Source organism: Streptomyces sp. NPDC058872, from assembly GCF_042743065.1.
GTDB lineage: Bacteria > Actinomycetota > Actinomycetes > Streptomycetales > Streptomycetaceae > Streptomyces.
Map to the genome: position 1 here is coordinate 19388 of NZ_JBHYMK010000025.1, position 15701 is coordinate 35088.

General features: G+C 73.8%; 14 protein-coding genes. 9 read left to right on the forward strand and 5 right to left on the reverse strand.

The window, feature by feature from the left end; genetic code table 11:
- Positions 1–177: 177 nt before the first annotated feature.
- Entirely contained in the window at positions 178–792 is a 615-nt protein-coding gene (locus ACFW22_RS17995; protein WP_386405251.1) for an HAD family hydrolase, read from the forward strand.
- Between the two features lie 191 nt (positions 793–983).
- On the forward strand, positions 984–1247 hold the full coding sequence (locus ACFW22_RS18000; RefSeq protein WP_386405063.1) for a hypothetical protein: 264 nt from the start codon (positions 984–986) through the stop codon (positions 1245–1247).
- 404 nt (positions 1248–1651) lie between these two features.
- On the opposite strand, the gene ACFW22_RS18005 is transcribed toward ACFW22_RS18000, so the two are convergent.
- Positions 1652–2236: a S1 RNA-binding domain-containing protein gene (locus ACFW22_RS18005; RefSeq protein ID WP_386405254.1), complete on the reverse strand. Its 585-nt coding sequence runs from the start codon at positions 2234–2236 to the stop codon at positions 1652–1654.
- Between the two features lie 400 nt (positions 2237–2636).
- On the opposite strand from ACFW22_RS18005, the gene ACFW22_RS18010 reads away from it, so the two are divergent.
- Both ACFW22_RS18010 and ACFW22_RS18015 read left to right on the forward strand, forming a co-directional pair.
- Positions 2637–4730, forward strand: a complete 2094-nt coding sequence (locus tag ACFW22_RS18010; protein WP_386405066.1) for a protein kinase — start codon at positions 2637–2639, stop codon at positions 4728–4730.
- Positions 4731–4850: 120 nt separating this feature from the next.
- Complete coding sequence (locus tag ACFW22_RS18015) at positions 4851–5483, forward strand: hypothetical protein (RefSeq protein ID WP_386405069.1); 633 nt, start codon at positions 4851–4853, stop codon at positions 5481–5483.
- Positions 5484–5606: 123 nt separating this feature from the next.
- Here ACFW22_RS18015 and ACFW22_RS18020 read toward each other — a convergent pair whose 3' ends face one another.
- A complete protein-coding gene (locus ACFW22_RS18020; protein WP_386405072.1) occupies positions 5607–6014 on the reverse strand; it encodes a Zn-ribbon domain-containing OB-fold protein in 408 nt (135 codons plus the stop codon).
- On the reverse strand, positions 6014–6463 hold the full coding sequence (locus tag ACFW22_RS18025; protein WP_386405074.1) for a DoxX family membrane protein: 450 nt from the start codon (positions 6461–6463) through the stop codon (positions 6014–6016). The genes ACFW22_RS18020 and ACFW22_RS18025 overlap by 1 nt, the downstream gene beginning before the upstream one ends.
- 171 nt (positions 6464–6634) lie before the next feature.
- Between ACFW22_RS18025 and ACFW22_RS18030 the strand changes: the two genes are divergently transcribed.
- From ACFW22_RS18030 to ACFW22_RS18045, 4 genes are all read left to right on the forward strand, one after another.
- Positions 6635–7804, forward strand: a complete 1170-nt coding sequence (locus ACFW22_RS18030) for a flavin-containing monooxygenase (RefSeq protein ID WP_386405077.1) — start codon at positions 6635–6637, stop codon at positions 7802–7804.
- A gap of 191 nt (positions 7805–7995) precedes the next feature.
- The gene (locus tag ACFW22_RS18035) at positions 7996–10218 is read left to right on the forward strand and encodes an acetate--CoA ligase family protein (protein ID WP_386405080.1); all 2223 of its coding nucleotides are present in this window, start codon (positions 7996–7998) and stop codon (positions 10216–10218) included.
- Between the two features lie 75 nt (positions 10219–10293).
- Entirely contained in the window at positions 10294–11013 is a 720-nt protein-coding gene (locus ACFW22_RS18040) for an enoyl-CoA hydratase/isomerase family protein (RefSeq protein ID WP_386405257.1), read from the forward strand.
- A 129-nt stretch (positions 11014–11142) separates the two neighbouring features.
- Entirely contained in the window at positions 11143–11742 is a 600-nt protein-coding gene (locus tag ACFW22_RS18045; RefSeq protein WP_386405083.1) for a flavin reductase family protein, read from the forward strand.
- 51 nt (positions 11743–11793) lie between these two features.
- Here ACFW22_RS18045 and ACFW22_RS18050 read toward each other — a convergent pair whose 3' ends face one another.
- The gene (locus ACFW22_RS18050; protein ID WP_386405086.1) at positions 11794–13098 is read right to left on the reverse strand and encodes an MFS transporter; all 1305 of its coding nucleotides are present in this window, start codon (positions 13096–13098) and stop codon (positions 11794–11796) included.
- A gap of 296 nt (positions 13099–13394) precedes the next feature.
- Between ACFW22_RS18050 and ACFW22_RS18055 the strand changes: the two genes are divergently transcribed.
- The gene (locus ACFW22_RS18055; protein ID WP_386405089.1) at positions 13395–14372 is read left to right on the forward strand and encodes a GlxA family transcriptional regulator; all 978 of its coding nucleotides are present in this window, start codon (positions 13395–13397) and stop codon (positions 14370–14372) included.
- Here ACFW22_RS18055 and ACFW22_RS18060 read toward each other — a convergent pair.
- The gene (locus ACFW22_RS18060) at positions 14336–15649 is read right to left on the reverse strand and encodes an MFS transporter (RefSeq protein WP_386405092.1); all 1314 of its coding nucleotides are present in this window, start codon (positions 15647–15649) and stop codon (positions 14336–14338) included. The genes ACFW22_RS18055 and ACFW22_RS18060 overlap by 37 nt on opposite strands.
- Positions 15650–15701: the final 52 nt, after the last annotated feature.

Genomic DNA, 15701 nt, shown 5'->3' on the forward strand with positions numbered 1-15701 from the left:
ACCGGACGGCTTCAGGGGCACGGCCCTCGTCGGGACGGTCGCCCGGACGCCTCGCCGGCCCACCGGTCCCGCACCGCCACCGTCCGCGTCCGCGGACCGAGCACCCCGACGGGCCCGTCCGCGCCCTCCCCGCCTGCCCGGCCGCTCGCCGGACGTAGTCTCTGGCACGTGACCCCCATGAAGTTCGTCCTCTTCGACGTCGACGGCACGCTGATGGACGCCGTCGAGAACCAGCGGCGCGTCTGGCACGAGTGGGCCGCGCGGCACGGCCTCGACGGGGAGGAGGTGTACGCCGTCGCGCTGCGGACGCGGCCCGTGGAGACCTTTGCGACGGTCGCGCCCGACGCGGACCCGGACGAGTGCCTCGCCCTCCTCCACGCGCTGGAGGACGAGGACGTCCGCACCGGCTCGTACGCGGCCTTCGCCGGGGCGGCGGAGCTGCTCACCGGGCTCCCGGCGGACCGGTGGGCCCTGGTGACGTCGAACTACGAGCACCGGGTGCGGGGGCGGTTCGAGCGGACCGGCCTCCCGCTGCCGGCACTGGTGGTCGACGCCGCCTCGGTGGCGGAGGGGAAGCCGTCCCCCGTGCCGTACCTGACGGCTGCCGAGAAGCTGGGCGCGGACCCGGCGGAGTGCCTGGTGGTCGAGGACGCACCGTCCGGGGTCCGCTCGGGGCTGGCCGCCGGGATGACGGTCTGGACCGTGAACACCCCGGCCCCGCACCCGGACGCCCACGGCCACTTCCCGTCCCTCGCCGAGGCGGCCCCGCACATCCGGGCCGCACTGGGCTAGGTGTCCTGCCCGCTGCGGTGGGAAGCGCGGCCGGCGACCGGGCCCCGGGGAGGACCTGCCCACCGGCGCACCCGACGCCCCGGCCCGTGAGGCTTCCCGTCACCCAGGGTGCCGACGATCTCGATGAACCGACCGGCGACCGCGTCCGCCTAGGGCGTCCGGCCGATCATGCTGCTCGTTAGGGTGCTGGCGTGGCGAAGACGAGCGTGAGCAACGAGACGGACAGCATGCTCTGCCTGTGGGTGGAGCCGTGGGGAACCGATCACTGGATGCGTCCGGGGGAGGACTTCACCGTCGTGACGCGGACAGCGCCCGAGGAGTCCCCGTTCAATGTCGTCGTTCACAGCCAGGGCATCACGGTGTGGGTGAATTCGGCCGACGATGCCGAGGTCTTCGACAAAAACGGCAACCCGGCTCCGTGTGGGCATCAGCGGCCCGCGGGTGCGGGGTTCTGAGGATCCGCTCCGGCTCAGGCCTGGAGCCAGATGACGAGGGCTGCCGCTGTGGCCGTGCCGAGGAAGACGTACCCGTTTTTGTCAGCCGCCAGGCTGTCTGGCTTCCTGTGGGGCCTTCCCGGCCCGACGCGGGGAACGCAGATCTTCTCCAGGACGGGCATGAACTGGGTGCAGTCCGCCCGCTGTCCTGGCGTGACGATCAGGGACAGTGGGCGGCAGCGGCCGTCCGCGCTCAGGTAGAGCTGCTGGTGAACCCGCCCCGCGAGCGGCCCAGGCCCTCGCCTCCAGCACCACCTCCACCACGCGGGCGAGAAGGCTCTGTCGGGGTGTCCCGGTCTGGTGTTCTCCCCCTGAGGCCCTCTTTGATCCCGAGGCTGGCGGTGAGTCGGTGCGGACGCCGGCCGTCACGTGGCCGGCGCGACACCTTCGTTCCGACCGCCCTGCGGCCTGGAGAGGAGGACCCGGCGCGTCGGAGGATCGATCTTGGTGACGACGACCGTGGTCTCCTCTCCGACCTCGAATTCTTCCAGCGGACTTACCGCAGGCCGACCGTGGGCTTCTCTGGAGGGGAGCAGACCTACGATCCCGTTCCCGAGGTCGACGAAGGTGCCGATGGAAACCGTCTTCTCAACCGTCCCCCGGAGTTCCTGGCCCACCGCTGTGTGGTCGGCGAAAGCCTGGAGGGGGTCGGGATCCAGTGCCTTCAAGGAGAGCCTGGCCTCCGCGTTGTAGGTGTCGAACTGGAGGAACTCGCACGAGACCCGCTGGCCCACCTGAACGACATCGGTGGGAGCGTCGATGTGCCGCCAGGACAGTTCGGGAATGACGATGAACCCGACACCGGGGAAGAGGGGATGGGCGGGTCCGTCGTCCAGGGCCACGAAGACCCCGAAGCGTTCGATCGCCGCGACAGTGCCGGACAGGATGTCGCCGCGGTGCAGGGACTCAAGGAATGCCCAGAGTTCTGGGCACTCAGACTGCCAATCCATACCGCCAGCCTGGCACACGACATCGTGGGCCGACCATGCCCTCGACGAGCTGCAGCCCCCGCCATGGCTCAGTAGCCGAGACCATGATCGTCCGGGTAGCTCCTCGCTCCTGCACGGAGCGGGGTCCGTCTCATGGCGGGTGGTCGCCGGCACTCCTCCTTCCCCGGAGGGCGCAGCGGAGCCCCGCGCCCCGCCCCGGGCGGCCCCCCGTCTCCCTCACCCGAGGGGATGCCCACGGCGACCATCCGGCGAGGCCGTCGACCGTGCCCACCGGCCTCCCCTTCCATGCCCCAACCAGCCGTCCATCAAGAAGACTTGGCCTCCATTCAGTTTGCGGAGGAGCTCCGCTACTGTGTGGGCCATGCAGGGGGAACTGAAAAACTATTCTAGTTCAGATGGCTTGAGCGGCAGCGGGGCGATGCCGCTGGAACCGGGGGACCCCCGGCAGATCGGGGCGTTCAGGCTCCTCGGCGTGCTCGGTTCGGGCGGCATGGGACGGGTCTACCTCGGGGCGGTTCCGGGAAGGCTCGCGGCGGTGAAGCGGGTGCTTCCGGTGCTCGCCGAGGACGCCGACTTCCTCAACCACTTCGGGCACGAACTCGACAACCTGGCCCGGCTGCCCTCCGGGGCCAACACCAAGCTCCTCGCGAGCGACCGCACGGCGAAGCCGCCCTGGTTCGCGACCGAGTTCATCCCCGGGATCACCCTCAACGAGGCCATTCGCCTCAACGGCGGTCCGCTGTCCGGTGCCGCCCTGTGGCGCCTGCTCCACGGTGCGGCAACCGGACTCCGGGTGGTGCACGGCGCCGACATGGTGCACCGCGACCTCAAGCCGTCCAATGTGATGCTGACTGGTGACGGCCTCTCCCTCATCGACTTCGGCGTGGCCCGTGCGGCCGACCAGAGCCGGCTGACGAAGACCGGCATGGTCATCGGCACGCCCGCCTACATGGCTCCCGAACAGGCCGTGGCCGAGCCCGAACTGACCGGTGCCGCTGATGTGTTCGCGCTGGGCAGCCTGCTGTTGTACGCGGCGAACGGACGCCCTCCCTTCGGTGACGGGTCCGGGCTCGACCTGCTCTACCGGGTCGTCCACGGCGAGCCGGACTTCGGGTGCCTCGCCGAGACCGAGCCCGCCCTCGCGGAGCTCGTGCGGGAGTGCCTGGCCAAGGATCCTGCGGACCGGCCGACGGCCGAGGGGCTGGTCGCCCTGGCCGAGGAGCACGCGGTGGACGCCGCATGGCCGGAGGCCGTCGCCGAACGGATCGCCGAGCGGGCCGACTTCGCCGCCGAGGCGCCCACTGCCGAGCAGTTGGCGGAGCTGGACCGGCTCGACCCTCCCCCGGACGTGGCGACGGCCGCCCTGACCCCGCAGTCCGCTCAGCCCCCGCAGGAACCTTCGACCTCCACCCCCGCCCCCCTGGCCGTCACCGGGCAGGCCGTCCCCGACAAGCGGCCGTGGCGGCGCAACCGGCTCGTCATGGTCGCCGTGCCCGTCCTCGTCGCGACCGGCACCACCCTGATCGTCGCCCTCGGCCCGTACCAAGTGGGGCGTCTGGGCGCGGAGCCGAAGGCCCCGCCGTCCGTGGTGGTCCCGCAGCCCGCCTCCGCACCGCCGTCCACCGGGACGGCCCCCTCGACCGCGACCTCCGGCACGCCCTCGGCCACGGCGTCGACGTCCTTACCGACCGGAACGACGGCCGCTCCTCCACCCGCTGCCGGTGGCGGCGGCGCGGGGGGCACGGGCACCCTGCCCGGCGGCTCGGGGGCGGGATCCGGCGGCGGAACCTCGTCGGGCGGCGGCTCGGGCGGGTCCAGCACGTCCGGCGGCTCGGGCACGTCCGGTTCCTCCGGCGGCTCCGGCGGCTCGGGCGGGTCCAGCACCTCCGGCGGCTCGGGCACGTCCGGTTCCTCCGGCGGCTCCGGCGGCTCGGGCGGGTCCAGCACCTCCGGCGGGTCCAGCACCTCGGGCGGCTCGGGCACCTCCGGCGGGTCGAGCTCCTCCGGCGGGTCGACGACCGGGCCCGCCCCGAAGCCGACGACGGCCGCGCCCCCGCCGCCCCCGCCCTCCACCAGCGGCTCCGCCCCCTCGGGAACGTACTCCCTGGAGAGCGTCTCCAACGGTCAGTGCCTGGCCGAGAACGACCAGGGGTTCAACATCCTGGCCAGCACCGCCGAATGCGGTTCCGTGCCCAGCATCGGCACCGCCTCGTACGTCTGGACCTACTCTCCCGGCGCCAACGGAACCTTCCGGCTGGTGAACAAGAAGACCGGGCACTGCCTCCAGCCGGAAGGAACGCCCAGCTTCACCGCCGCCGTCTGCAACGGCTCCAGCCTCCAGTCGTGGCGGATCCACCGCAAGACGTCCGCCGGCCAGACCATCCAGAACGTGAACCGGGGCGAATGCATGGTCGCCGGGCCGCCGTTCGTCATGCTGTACCCCTGCGACTCCGGCACCACCAACCTGCTGTGGCGGAACGTCTCCCCCGTCTAGGGCGGCCCGGCCCCCGCACCGGCACCGCGGATCCCGGCGGATCGCCCCGGGGCGACGGCCCCGCGGATAGGGCCGCCGAGTAGCCTCTGGCGGGCGGATGTCGACGCGGAGGGGGACGCGATGGGCGGCGGACGGACGGACCAGCCCGCGGAGGGGACCGGTTCGGAGGTCGGGGCCGACGGGAGGGACGGTACGCCCGCGGCGGCGGGCGGGCACGGGACCGTCGTGCTGTCACGGGCCCCGGGAGGCGAGCGCGACCTCCTGCGCCGCTATGACGTGCGGATCGACGGCATCCGGATCGGCGGCATCCGGCAGGGGCGGACGATGCGCTTCGAGGTGCCGGCGGGGCTCCACCGCCTCGACCTGACGATCGACGGGGCCTGCAGTCGCTCCCTGAACGTCCTGGTCGAACCGGACGGCACGGCCTGCTTCGCCTGCGCGCCGAGCAACAGATCGGGACAGATAAAACTGGGCGGCGGTCTGCTCCCCTACGTCGACCTGTGGCCGGAGCCCGAACCGCCCGCCCCGGACGCCAGGTCCCTGGACTGGATCACGCGCCTGATGGCGGGTGCGGCCATGACCGCCCTCACCGCGGGCGCCGCCTTCTGCGGCACCCTGGTCTGGTACCTCACCGGCCTGGCGCCGGAAGCCCGCGAGGCGACGACCGAAGGAAGCCTGGCCGTCATCCTGGCCTCCGTGGTCCTCTACGAGCTCTTCCGGTACTGGAGGAAGCTGCGACTGCGCCGCGCCTGACCCGGCCGGGCCGTCCCCACCGCGCCTCCCGCGGCACGTCCGGCGCCCTGCGGGCGGGGCGGCGCCCCGAAGACGGGGGCCACCGGGTCCCGAAGACGGGGCTACCGGGTCCCGAAGACGGGGCTACCGGGTCCCGAAGACGGGGACGACCGGAGCCGCCGCTCCGTCGTCGCCCTCCCGCCGGAAGGCGACCCACAGCTCCATTCCGATCCGAAGCTCCTCCTCCGCCACGTCCACGACCTCCGTCATCATGCGCGGCCCCTCCGCGAGGTCGACGACGGCCGCGACGTACGGGACCCGGGCGCCGAAGGGCGGGAGGTCGTTCCGGTGGACGACCGACCAGGTGTAGAGGGTGGCCCGGCCGCTCGCGCGCTCCCAGTGGACGTCCTCGCTCCAGCAGTGCGGGCAGAACTCGCGCGGGTAGTGGTGGGCGCGGGTGCAGGTGGCACAGCGGCGCAGGAGGAGGTGGCCTTCGGCGGCTGCGTCCCAGTAGGGGCGGGTGAAGGCGTCGACGTCGGGGGTGGCCGTCATCAGAAGAGTCCGATCGCGTGGTCGAGGGACCAGGTCTGCCAGGACACCGCGAGGAGGGCGACGAGGGAGATCAGCGCCATCATCGCGTTCTGCCCCTGCTCGGCCCAGTCGTGGATCATCAGGACGAGGTAGAGGAGGTTGAGGAGGAGGCCGCCGACGAGGGCGACGGGGGTGAGGAAGCCGACGACCAGACCGAGGCCGAGGGCGAGTTCGGCGTAGACGACGACGTGCGCCATGAGCTTGGGCCGGGGGGCGACGACGGCGTCGAAGCCCTTCTTGACCTGCGGCCACCGGTGCTTGCCGGCGACGTCGGCGGCCCAGGCGATGCCGGTGCCGCGCTCGAACCAGCCCTTCTTGTCCTTGTGGCGCCAGCTCTCCAGCCACCAGAGGCCGAGGCCGATGCGGAGGACGGCGAGCCATTCGGCGCCGGTGAGCCAGACGGTCTGCATGCGGGGCCCTCCATCCACTGAATCTGACGATACGTCAGTTCAGCGCAGGGCGACGGAGGAGCGCAAGGGGCGGGAGCAGTCCCGCACGCCCGACCCGTGTGACCGATTCGCAACCAAAATCCCCCCGCGAACGAGACCCACTACGTGTACACGTCATTACGCTCAGCATTCATGGTCACCACCCCCCAAGCACCAACCCCCCAGGCCGTCCACCCCGTGTACGTCATCGGCGGCGGACCCGGCGGGCTCGCCGTCGCCGCCGCCCTGCGCGCGCGGGGCGTCCGGGCCGTCGTCCTGGAGAAGTCCGACGCGGTCGGCGCCTCCTGGCGCGCGCACTACGACCGGCTGCACCTCCACACCACCCGACGGCTCTCCGCCCTCCCCGGCCTCAGGATGCCCCGGTCCTTCGGCCGCTGGGTCTCCCGCGCCGACGTCGTGCGCTACCTGGAGGCGTACGCGGAGAAGCACGAGCTGGAGATCGTGACGGGCGTCGAGGTCCACCGGATCGAGCGGACCGGCACGGACTGGCTCCTGCACGCCACCGGCGGACGCCTGCTGACCGGGCGCGCAGTGGTGGTGGCCACCGGCTACAACCACACCCCCCGACTGCCCGACTGGCCCGGCCTCGACGCGTACCGGGAGCAGGACGGGCGCCTGGTCCACGCCCGCGGGTACCGCAATCCCGAGCCGTACGCGGGGAAGGACGTCCTCGTCGTGGGCGCCGGCAACACCGGCGCCGAGATAGCCGCCGACCTCGCCGGGGGCGGGGCGGCCCGGGTCCGGCTTGCGGTGCGGACGGCCCCGCACATCGTGCGCCGCAGCACCCTCGGCTGGCCCGCCCAACGCTCCGGCATCCTGGTGCGCCGACTGCCGGTGGCCCTGGTGGACCGCATGGGCACCCTGGCCACCCGCTTCGCCACCCCCGACCTCACGGCCCACGGACTGCCGCGGCCGGACCGGGGCCTCGCGACCCGGCAGCGGGAGGGGGCGGTCCCGGTGCAGGACGTCGGGCTGATCGACGCCGTGCGCACCGGGAAGGTCGAGGTCGTCGCCGCCGTGAAGGCCTTCGAGGGCGAGGAGGTGGTCCTCGCGGACGGCAGCCGGATCGCCCCGGACGCCGTGGTCGCGGCGACCGGGTACCGACGCGCACTGGAACCGCTCCTCGGACACCTGGGCGTGCTCGACGCGAACGGACTCCCGGTGGCGAGGGGGGCCCGGAGCCCGCGGGAGGCGCCCGGCCTGTACTTCACGGGCTTCACGAACCCGATCAGCGGGATGCTCCGGGAGCTGGCACGGGACGCGGAGAGGATCGCCCGGCGGATCGCCGCGTCGAACGCCTAGCGCGCGGGCCCCCGCCGGGGCCGAACGCCCAGCACGCGGACCCCTTCGCCGAGGTCGGACGCCCGGGCCCCGCAGCCGCCCGGGCGACACCGGGGACCGTCCCTGCGCGACCCATTCCTGACTTGCCGTCAGTTCTGTAATCTGACAGAGCGTCAGTTCTCTTGTCAGGGACGGAAGGGTGGAACGGAACGATGCTCGGATCGACCCACGGCACCTTCACCACCGACCTCCGCGCCCGCGTGGTCGCCTGCGGCGAACCGCCCAGGGCCGCCGTGCACGGCGTCACCGCCGCCGCCGGCGACCTGGACGTCAGCGGGCGCCCGCTGCACGCCCCCGTCCCCGACCTGGACCGGTTCTTCCGGCCCGGGTCCGTCGCGGTCGTCGGCGCCTCCGACACCGAGGGACGCCCCAACACCGGGATCACCCGACAGCTGTTCGGCTGGGCCGAGCGGGTCGGGGCCCGACTCGTCCCCGTGCACCCGACCCGCACCAGCGTGTTCGGGATCGACTGCGTGCCCTCCGTCCGTGCGCTCGCCGAACCGGTCGACCTCGCCGTCCTCCTCGTCGCCGACCCGCTCCCGGTGATCGAGGAACTCGCCGACACCAAGGTCAAGTTCGCGGTCGCCTTCGCCTCCGGCTTCGCGGAGACCGGCGAAGCCGGCGCCGCCGCACAGGAGCGCCTCGCCGCCGCCGTGCGCCGCTCGGGGCTCCGCCTGCTCGGGCCCAACACCAACCTCAACGCCTTCGAGCGCTTCCGCGACGACCTCGAAGGACCGGCCGTCGCCCTGATCACCCAGTCCGGCCACCAGGGGCGGCCCGTCTTCACCCTCCAGGAGCTCGGCGTCCGCCTCTCCCACTGGGCGCCCACCGGAAACGAAGCCGACCTGGAGACGGCCGACTTCCTCTCGTACTTCGCCGGGCGCCCCGAGGTCGGGGCCGTCGCCTGCTACCTCGAAGGGCTCAAGGACGGTCGCTCCTTCCTGCTCGCCGCCGACCGGGCCGCGCGCCGGGGCGTGCCGGTGGTCGCCGTGAAGGTCGGCCGGACCGAGACCGGCGCCCGGACCGCCGCTTCCCACACCGGCAAGCTGACCGGCGCCGACCGGGTCGTCGACGCGGCCATGCGCCAGTTCGGGGTGATCCGGGTCGACGGACTCGACCAGCTCCAGGACACCGCCACCCTCCTCGCCCGGGCCCGGCGTCCCGTCGCCGAGGGCGTGGTCGTCTACTCGATCTCCGGCGGCACCGGAGCCCACTTCGCCGACCTCGCCACCGGGGCCGGCCTCGGCCTGCCGCCCCTGTCCCGGGCCAAGCAGGACGAGCTGCACCAGTGGATCCCGGAGTACCTCAACGTCGCCAACCCCGTCGACAACGGCGGTCACCCGGTGGGCGACTGGCGCGGCCGGAAGATCATCGACGCGATCCTCGCCGACCCGTCGGTCGGGGTGCTGATCTGCCCCATCACCGGCCCCTTCCCGCCCATGAGCGACAGACTGGCGCAGGACCTGGTCGACGCGGCCGAGGCGACCGACAAGCTGGTGTGCGTGGTCTGGGGTTCGCCCGTGGGCACCGAGGACGCCTACCGCACGACCCTCCTCGGTTCCTCCCGCGTCGCCACCTTCCGCACCTTCGCCAACTGCATCGGGGCCGTGAAGTCCTACCTGGACCACCACCGCTTCACGGCCGCCTACCGCTCCCCCTTCGACGAGGCCCCCCGCACCCCTTCCCCCTCGCTCCGCAAGGCACGGGCCCTCGTCCGCCCCGGCCAGCGGCTCAGCGAGCACGCGGCGAAGCAACTGCTCAGGGCGTACGGGATACGGGTGCCGCGCGAGCAGCTCGTCACCAGTGCGGCGGCGGCCGTCCGGGCCGCCGGACTCGTCGGCTACCCGGTCGTGATGAAGGCATCCGGCACGCGGCTCGCCCACAAGACGGAGCTGGGACTGGTGAAGGTGGGGCTGACCTCGGCCAGCCAGGTGCGGGACGCGTATCGCGAACTGACGGACATCGCCCGGTACGAGTCGATCGAGCTCGACGGCGTCCTCGTCTGCCAGATGGTCGGCCGGGGGGTCGAGATGGTGGTGGGGGTGACCCGTGACGAGTCGTTCGGCCCGACGGTCACCGTCGGGCTCGGCGGCGTCCTCGTCGAGGTCCTGGACGACACCGCCGTCCGGGTTCCGCCCTTCGGCGAGCCGGAGGCCCGCTCGATGCTCGCCGAGCTGCGCGGCCGGGCCCTGCTGGACGGGGTCCGGGGCGCCCCGCCGGCCGATGTCGACGCGCTCGTCGAGGTCGTGCTGAGGGTGCAGCGGATGGCCCTCGAACTCGACGGCGACCTGGCCGAACTGGACATCAACCCGCTGATGGTGCTGCCGCGCGGGCAGGGGGCGGTGGCCCTGGACGCGCTGGCGGTCTGTCGATAGGAGCCCACCGTGGACGAGATCCTGCACACCGTCGAGAACGGCGTCTCCTGGATCACGCTCAACCGCCCCGAGGTGATGAACGCGGTCACCCGGGACCAGCGGGAACGGATCGTCGCCCTGCTGGAAGGCGCCTCCGCCGAGCCGGAGGTCCGGGCGGTGGTGCTCACCGCCACCGGGCGGGGCTTCTGTGCCGGCGCCGACCTGCGGGGGGCACCGACCGCCGGCGAGCGGGTGGCCGGGGACGTGGCCCGGATGATCCGCCTCGGCGCACAGCGGTTCATCGGTTCCGTACTGGACTGCGAGAAGCCGGTGATCGCCGCGGTCAACGGCACCGCGGCCGGGATCGGCGCGCACCTCGCCTTCGCGTGCGACCTGGTGCTCGCGGCGGACTCGGCCCGCTTCGTCGAGGTGTTCGTGCGACGGGGACTCGTCCCGGACGGAGGCGGCGCCTATCTGCTGCCCCGGCTGATCGGGCCGCAGCGGGCGAAGGAACTGATGTTCTTCGGCGACGCGGTGCCGGCGGCGGAGGCGCGGGCCATGGGCCTGGTGAACCGGGTGGTGCCCGCCGAGGCCCTGGAGGAGACGGCCCGGGAATGGGCGGAGCGCCTGGCCCGGGGCCCCACCCGGGCCCTGGCCCTCACGAAGCAGTTGGTGAACGCCTCCTTGGACACGGACCGCTCGACCGCCTTCGCGGCGGAGGCGGTGGCCCAGGAGCTCAACATGACGACGCGGGACGCCCAGGAGGGCGTCGCGAGCTTCGTGGAGCGGCGGGCGGCACGGTACGAGGGCCGTTAGCGCGCACTCCGGAAGCGGCTCCGCCCCCGGCCGGCTCCTCCGGACGGCTCCCCCCGGGGGGAGCCTGGGGTTCCCGGGTGTCCCCGGGGGTTCTCATCTGACGGATCGTCAGTTTCAATGGGGGGTGTGATGGGACATGCGGGGATGGCGGCCACCGCCGTCCGACACCTGAGAGCGGCCGGTTCGCCGACGGCCGTGGAACCACTGCCCCGACCGGCGCTGCGCGCGGTGCGGGAGGACGAGCGGGCTCCCGTCGAGCCCGGCGAGTTCCGCCGCGTGCTGGGGCACTTCGCGAGCGGGGTCACGGTCGTGACGGCCCTCGACGCGGACGGACCGGCCGGCTTCGCCTGCCAGTCCTTCGCCTCGCTCTCCCTCGACCCGCCCCTGGTCGCCTTCATGGTCGCCCGGACGTCGACCACCTGGCCGCGGATCGCGGCGGCCGGGACGTTCTGCGTGAACGTCCTGGGCGCCGATCAGGACGGGTTGTGCCGGTCGTTCGCGGTGAGCGGCGCCGACAAGTTCGCGGGGGTGGACTGGGCCCCGGCCCCCGCGACGGGCTCCCCGCGGCTGAACGGCGCGCCCGCCTGGATCGACTGCGCGATCACCACCGTCCACACGGGCGGCGACCACCTGATCGTGGTGGGCCGGGTCGCGGCCCTGGGCGCGGAGGAGGACGGTGGCGGGCCGCTGCTCTTCCACCGGGGCCGGTTCGGGCGGTTCACCGGTTAGCCGGTCCGGCCCGTGCGCGGCAGGCGGGCCCGTCCCCCGCCCGGAGCGGCGTCACGCTCCCGTCAGGAGCTGCGGCTCCGGGCGGGGCTGGCTGATCACCAGCGCCATCAGGGCCGCCGCCGCGCACAGTGCGCCCGAGGCGTACCAGACGACGTCGTAGCTCCCGAAGACGTCCCGCGCCACACCGCCCGCGAAGGCGACGACGGCCGCGCCGACCTGGTGGGAGGCGAGGACCCAGCCGAAGACGATCGCCGAGTCCTCCCCGTAGTGCTCCCGGCAGAGGGCGATGGTCGGCGGGACGGTGGCGACCCAGTCAAGGCCGTAGAAGACGATGAAGAAGAGCATCGGCGGGTGCACGGCGGGCGCCAGCAGCATCGGCAGGAAGAGCAGGGAGATCCCGCGGAGCGCGTAGTAGACGGCGAGCAGCCGGCGCGGGGAGAAGCGGTCGGTGAACCAACCCGAGGCGATCGTGCCGACGACGTCGAAGACGCCGATGACGGCGAGCAGACCGGCAGCCGCGGTGACCGGCATGCCGTGGTCGTGGGCGGCGGGCACGAAGTGCGTCTTGACGAGGCCGTTGGTGGAGGCGCCGCAGATCGCGAAGGACCCGGCGAGGAGCCAGAAGGGGCCGGTGCGGGCGGCCTTGAACAGGACGGTGACGGCGCGGCGCGCGGCGCCGGTGACGGGGGCGGGCTTCTCGGCGTACTCCCCGCCGTACGGGGCGAGCCGGACGTCCGCCGGGTGGTCGCGGAGCAGCAGCCACACGAGGGGGACGACGGCGAGGGCGACGAGCGCCACGGTGACGGCGGCGGGGCGCCAGCCGTGGTGCGCGACCAGCCAGGAGAGCAGCGGCAGGAAGATCAGCTGGCCGGAGGCGCCGGCGGCGGTGAGGATGCCGGTCACCAGTCCGCGCCGGGCGACGAACCAGCGGTTGGTGACGGTCGCGGCGAAGGCGAGGGCCATGGAGCCGCTGCCGAGGCCGACGAGGACCCCCCAGTAGAGGACGAGTTGCCAGGTCGTCGTCATCCACACGGTCAGGAGGGATCCGACGGAGATGGTCGCGAGGGCGACCGCGACGACCCGACGGATGCCGAAGCGGTCCATGAGGGCGGCGGCGAAGGGGGCGGTGAGGCCGTAGAGGGCGAGGTTCACCGAGACGGCGAAGCCGATCGCACCCCGCGACCAGTGGAACTCCTGGTGCAGGGGCTCGATCAGCAGGCCCGGCAGGGAGGCGAAGGCCGCGGCGCCGATGATCGTGACGAAGGTGACCGCCGCGACGAACCAGGCGCGGTGGATGCGGGGGGTGCGGACCGGTCCTGCGGGTGCGGGAGTGCGGGTCTCGGTTGTCTGGGCCATGCCACTGAGCATCCTGGCCCGCGCCCCTTCCCGGCCATTGGCCCGAATGACAGCTTTCTCTAGGATCGGGCCATCCCCACCGGGTCAGGCCCTCGGCAGCGTCCTGGTCGGCCGCACGCACGGCGACCCCCGGGCGACGGAGAACAGTCGGAAGGTGCGGTTCCAGAGTGCGGGCGGCACGACCCGCGCGGGAATCCACGCGGCGGCCTCAGACTTGTAGGTGTTGTCCGTCACGGACACGTACACGTACCGGCCTCGTGGTCTGGACCACCAGTGATTTACGGAGGGGGGTCGCCGTGCAGCAACCGCACCGCGTCGCCGTTCTCGCCCTGCCCGGTCTCCTCCCCTTCGAGCTGGGCATCCCGCACCGCATCTTCGGCCGCGCCCTGGACCGCGGGGGCCAGCCGCTGTACGAGATCGTGACCTGCGCCCCGGCCGTCGGGCCGGTGCGGACGGACGCCGACTTCGCGATCCACGTCGAACACGGGCCGGAGGCCCTCGCCACCGCCGACACCGTGGTCGTGCCCGCCTCGTACGAGTTCGGTCCCGTCCACGAGGAGGGCAGGCTCCCCGAGGAGTTGGCCGCCGCGCTCGCGCACATCCGGCCCGGGACCCGGCTCGTCGCCATCTGCACCGGCGGCTACGTGCTCGCCGCCGCCGGTTTCCTCGACGGACGCCCGGCGACCACGCACTGGGCCTCCGCCGAGCACTTCCAGCAGCTCTTCCCCCGCGTGCGGGTCGACGCGGACGTCCTGTTCGTCGACGACGGCGACGTCCTCACCTCGGCGGGCGTGGCCGCCGGGATCGACCTGTGCCTGCACATCGTGCGCCGGGACCACGGCACGGCCGTGGCCAACCAGGTCGCACGCAGGACCGTCACGCCGCCGCACCGGGACGGCGGCCAGGCCCAGTACGTCGAGCGCCCCCTGCCGGAGGGCGGCACCCACACGACCACCGCCGCGCGGGCCTGGGCGCTCGCCCACCTCCACGAGCCGATCCAGCTGCGGGACCTGGCGGAGAAGGAGGCGATGAGCGTGCGCACGTTCACCCGGCGCTTCCGCGACGAGGTCGGCCTCAGCCCCGGCCAGTGGCTGACCCGGCAGCGCGTCGAACGCGCCCGACACCTCCTGGAGTCCACCGCGCTGCCCGTCGACCGGATCGCCCGGGACGCCGGCTTCGGCACGCCCCAGTCGCTGCGGGTGCACCTGATGAGCGCGATCGGCGTGACGCCGACGGCCTACCGGCGGACCTTCCGCGCGGGGAGCTCCGTCTGACCGTCCGGCGCCCCGGGCACGTCCCCGGGCGCCCGGCCGCCCCGCGTGCCCCCGCCGTCCTCCCGGGCGCGTCCGCCCCCCGCGCCCGCGGCTCCCACCGGCGCCCCGGCCCCGGAGCGGCGCGCCAGCCGCCGCTCCCCGACCGCGCCGACCGCCGTGAGCAGGACCGTCAGGCCCACCCCGCAGAGGATCGCCGTCGAAGGGGCCACCACGGCGAGGAGCACACCGGCGAGGACGCCGCTGAGCGCGTACCCGGCCCCCACGGCCGCGTACATGAGCGCGTACCCGGCGGCGAGCGCCCCCGGTGGCAGGACCTGCCGCAGCGCGAGGTTCCGGGTGAGGCTCGCCGGCGCCTGGAGGAGCCCCGCGGCCACCAGGGCGACCGCGATCGCCGCCGTCCCGGGGAGTACGGCGACCAGGGCGACGCCCGAAGCCACTCCGAGCACCAGGGCCAGGGACTGGGCGACCAGCGGACCGGGCCAGCGCTCCCGGAGGCCGTACCCGAAGGCGCCGACCGCCGCGCCGGCGGAGAAGCCGGCGAGCAGCGGTCCGGCCCGGCCGACGTCGATGCCGCGCTGTTCGAGGAGGGCGGGCAGGACCAGTTCGGCGAGGGCCAGCAGCGTGAGGCCGGCGGCGCCCAGGACGTACACCGGCCAGGCCCGCACCAGCGCGCCCCGGGGGGAGGCCCCGTCCTCCTCCGCGTCCTGCTGCCACCCGGCCGGCAGCATCCACAGCCCGGCGGCGGCCCCTCCCAGCAGGGCGCCCTGGAGCAGCAGCGGTGCGGCGGGGCCCGCACCGAGCGCCAGGCCGGTGGTGAGCGCGGGCGCGGCTGCCCAGACGGCGAAGGTCAGCACCGACTCCATGCTCAGCGCCCGGGTGACGGCCCGCTCCGGGACCAGGCTGGTGAGCAGGGCCCGCAGCCCACCGGGCAGGGCGGCGGGGCCGGCGCCCGCCGCCGTCGCGAGGACGGCGAGGACGACGGGGTGGGCGCCGGACGCGCACCCGAGCCCGACGAACCCGGCGGCGCCGACCGCGAGCCCCGCGACGAGCTGCGGCCGGGCCCGCCGGGCGTCCAGCCGGATGCCGAGGACGGGCGCGCCGACGATCCCCCCGAGGACGTACGCGGCGGCGAGGACGGCCCCGAGCGGGTAGCCGCCGGGCCGCTCCCGCACGAGGAAGACGAGTGCGAGCGGTGCCATGGCGACGGGCAGCCGGCTGGCGACGGCGACCGCCGACCAGGCGAGGACGGGACGGGTGACGAGCGCGCGGTAGCTCACGCCGAGGACCGTAGCGGCGTACGGCCCCGGGGCCCACCGCGCTTCCCGGTCC

Coding starts and splice junctions, on each gene's coding strand:
- ACFW22_RS18040 (WP_386405257.1), top strand. CDS start 10,294: ATGAACGCGGTCACCCGGGACCAGCGGGAACGGATCGTCGCCCTGCTG.
- ACFW22_RS18005 (WP_386405254.1), bottom strand. CDS start 2,236: ATGGATTGGCAGTCTGAGTGCCCAGAACTCTGGGCATTCCTTGAGTCC.
- ACFW22_RS18020 (WP_386405072.1), bottom strand. CDS start 6,014: ATGACGGCCACCCCCGACGTCGACGCCTTCACCCGCCCCTACTGGGAC.
- ACFW22_RS17995 (WP_386405251.1), top strand. CDS start 178: ATGAAGTTCGTCCTCTTCGACGTCGACGGCACGCTGATGGACGCCGTC.
- ACFW22_RS18050 (WP_386405086.1), bottom strand. CDS start 13,098: ATGGCCCAGACAACCGAGACCCGCACTCCCGCACCCGCAGGACCGGTC.
- ACFW22_RS18035 (WP_386405080.1), top strand. CDS start 7,996: ATGCTCGGATCGACCCACGGCACCTTCACCACCGACCTCCGCGCCCGC.
- ACFW22_RS18045 (WP_386405083.1), top strand. CDS start 11,143: ATGGGACATGCGGGGATGGCGGCCACCGCCGTCCGACACCTGAGAGCG.
- ACFW22_RS18025 (WP_386405074.1), bottom strand. CDS start 6,463: ATGCAGACCGTCTGGCTCACCGGCGCCGAATGGCTCGCCGTCCTCCGC.
- ACFW22_RS18030 (WP_386405077.1), top strand. CDS start 6,635: ATGGTCACCACCCCCCAAGCACCAACCCCCCAGGCCGTCCACCCCGTG.
- ACFW22_RS18015 (WP_386405069.1), top strand. CDS start 4,851: ATGGGCGGCGGACGGACGGACCAGCCCGCGGAGGGGACCGGTTCGGAG.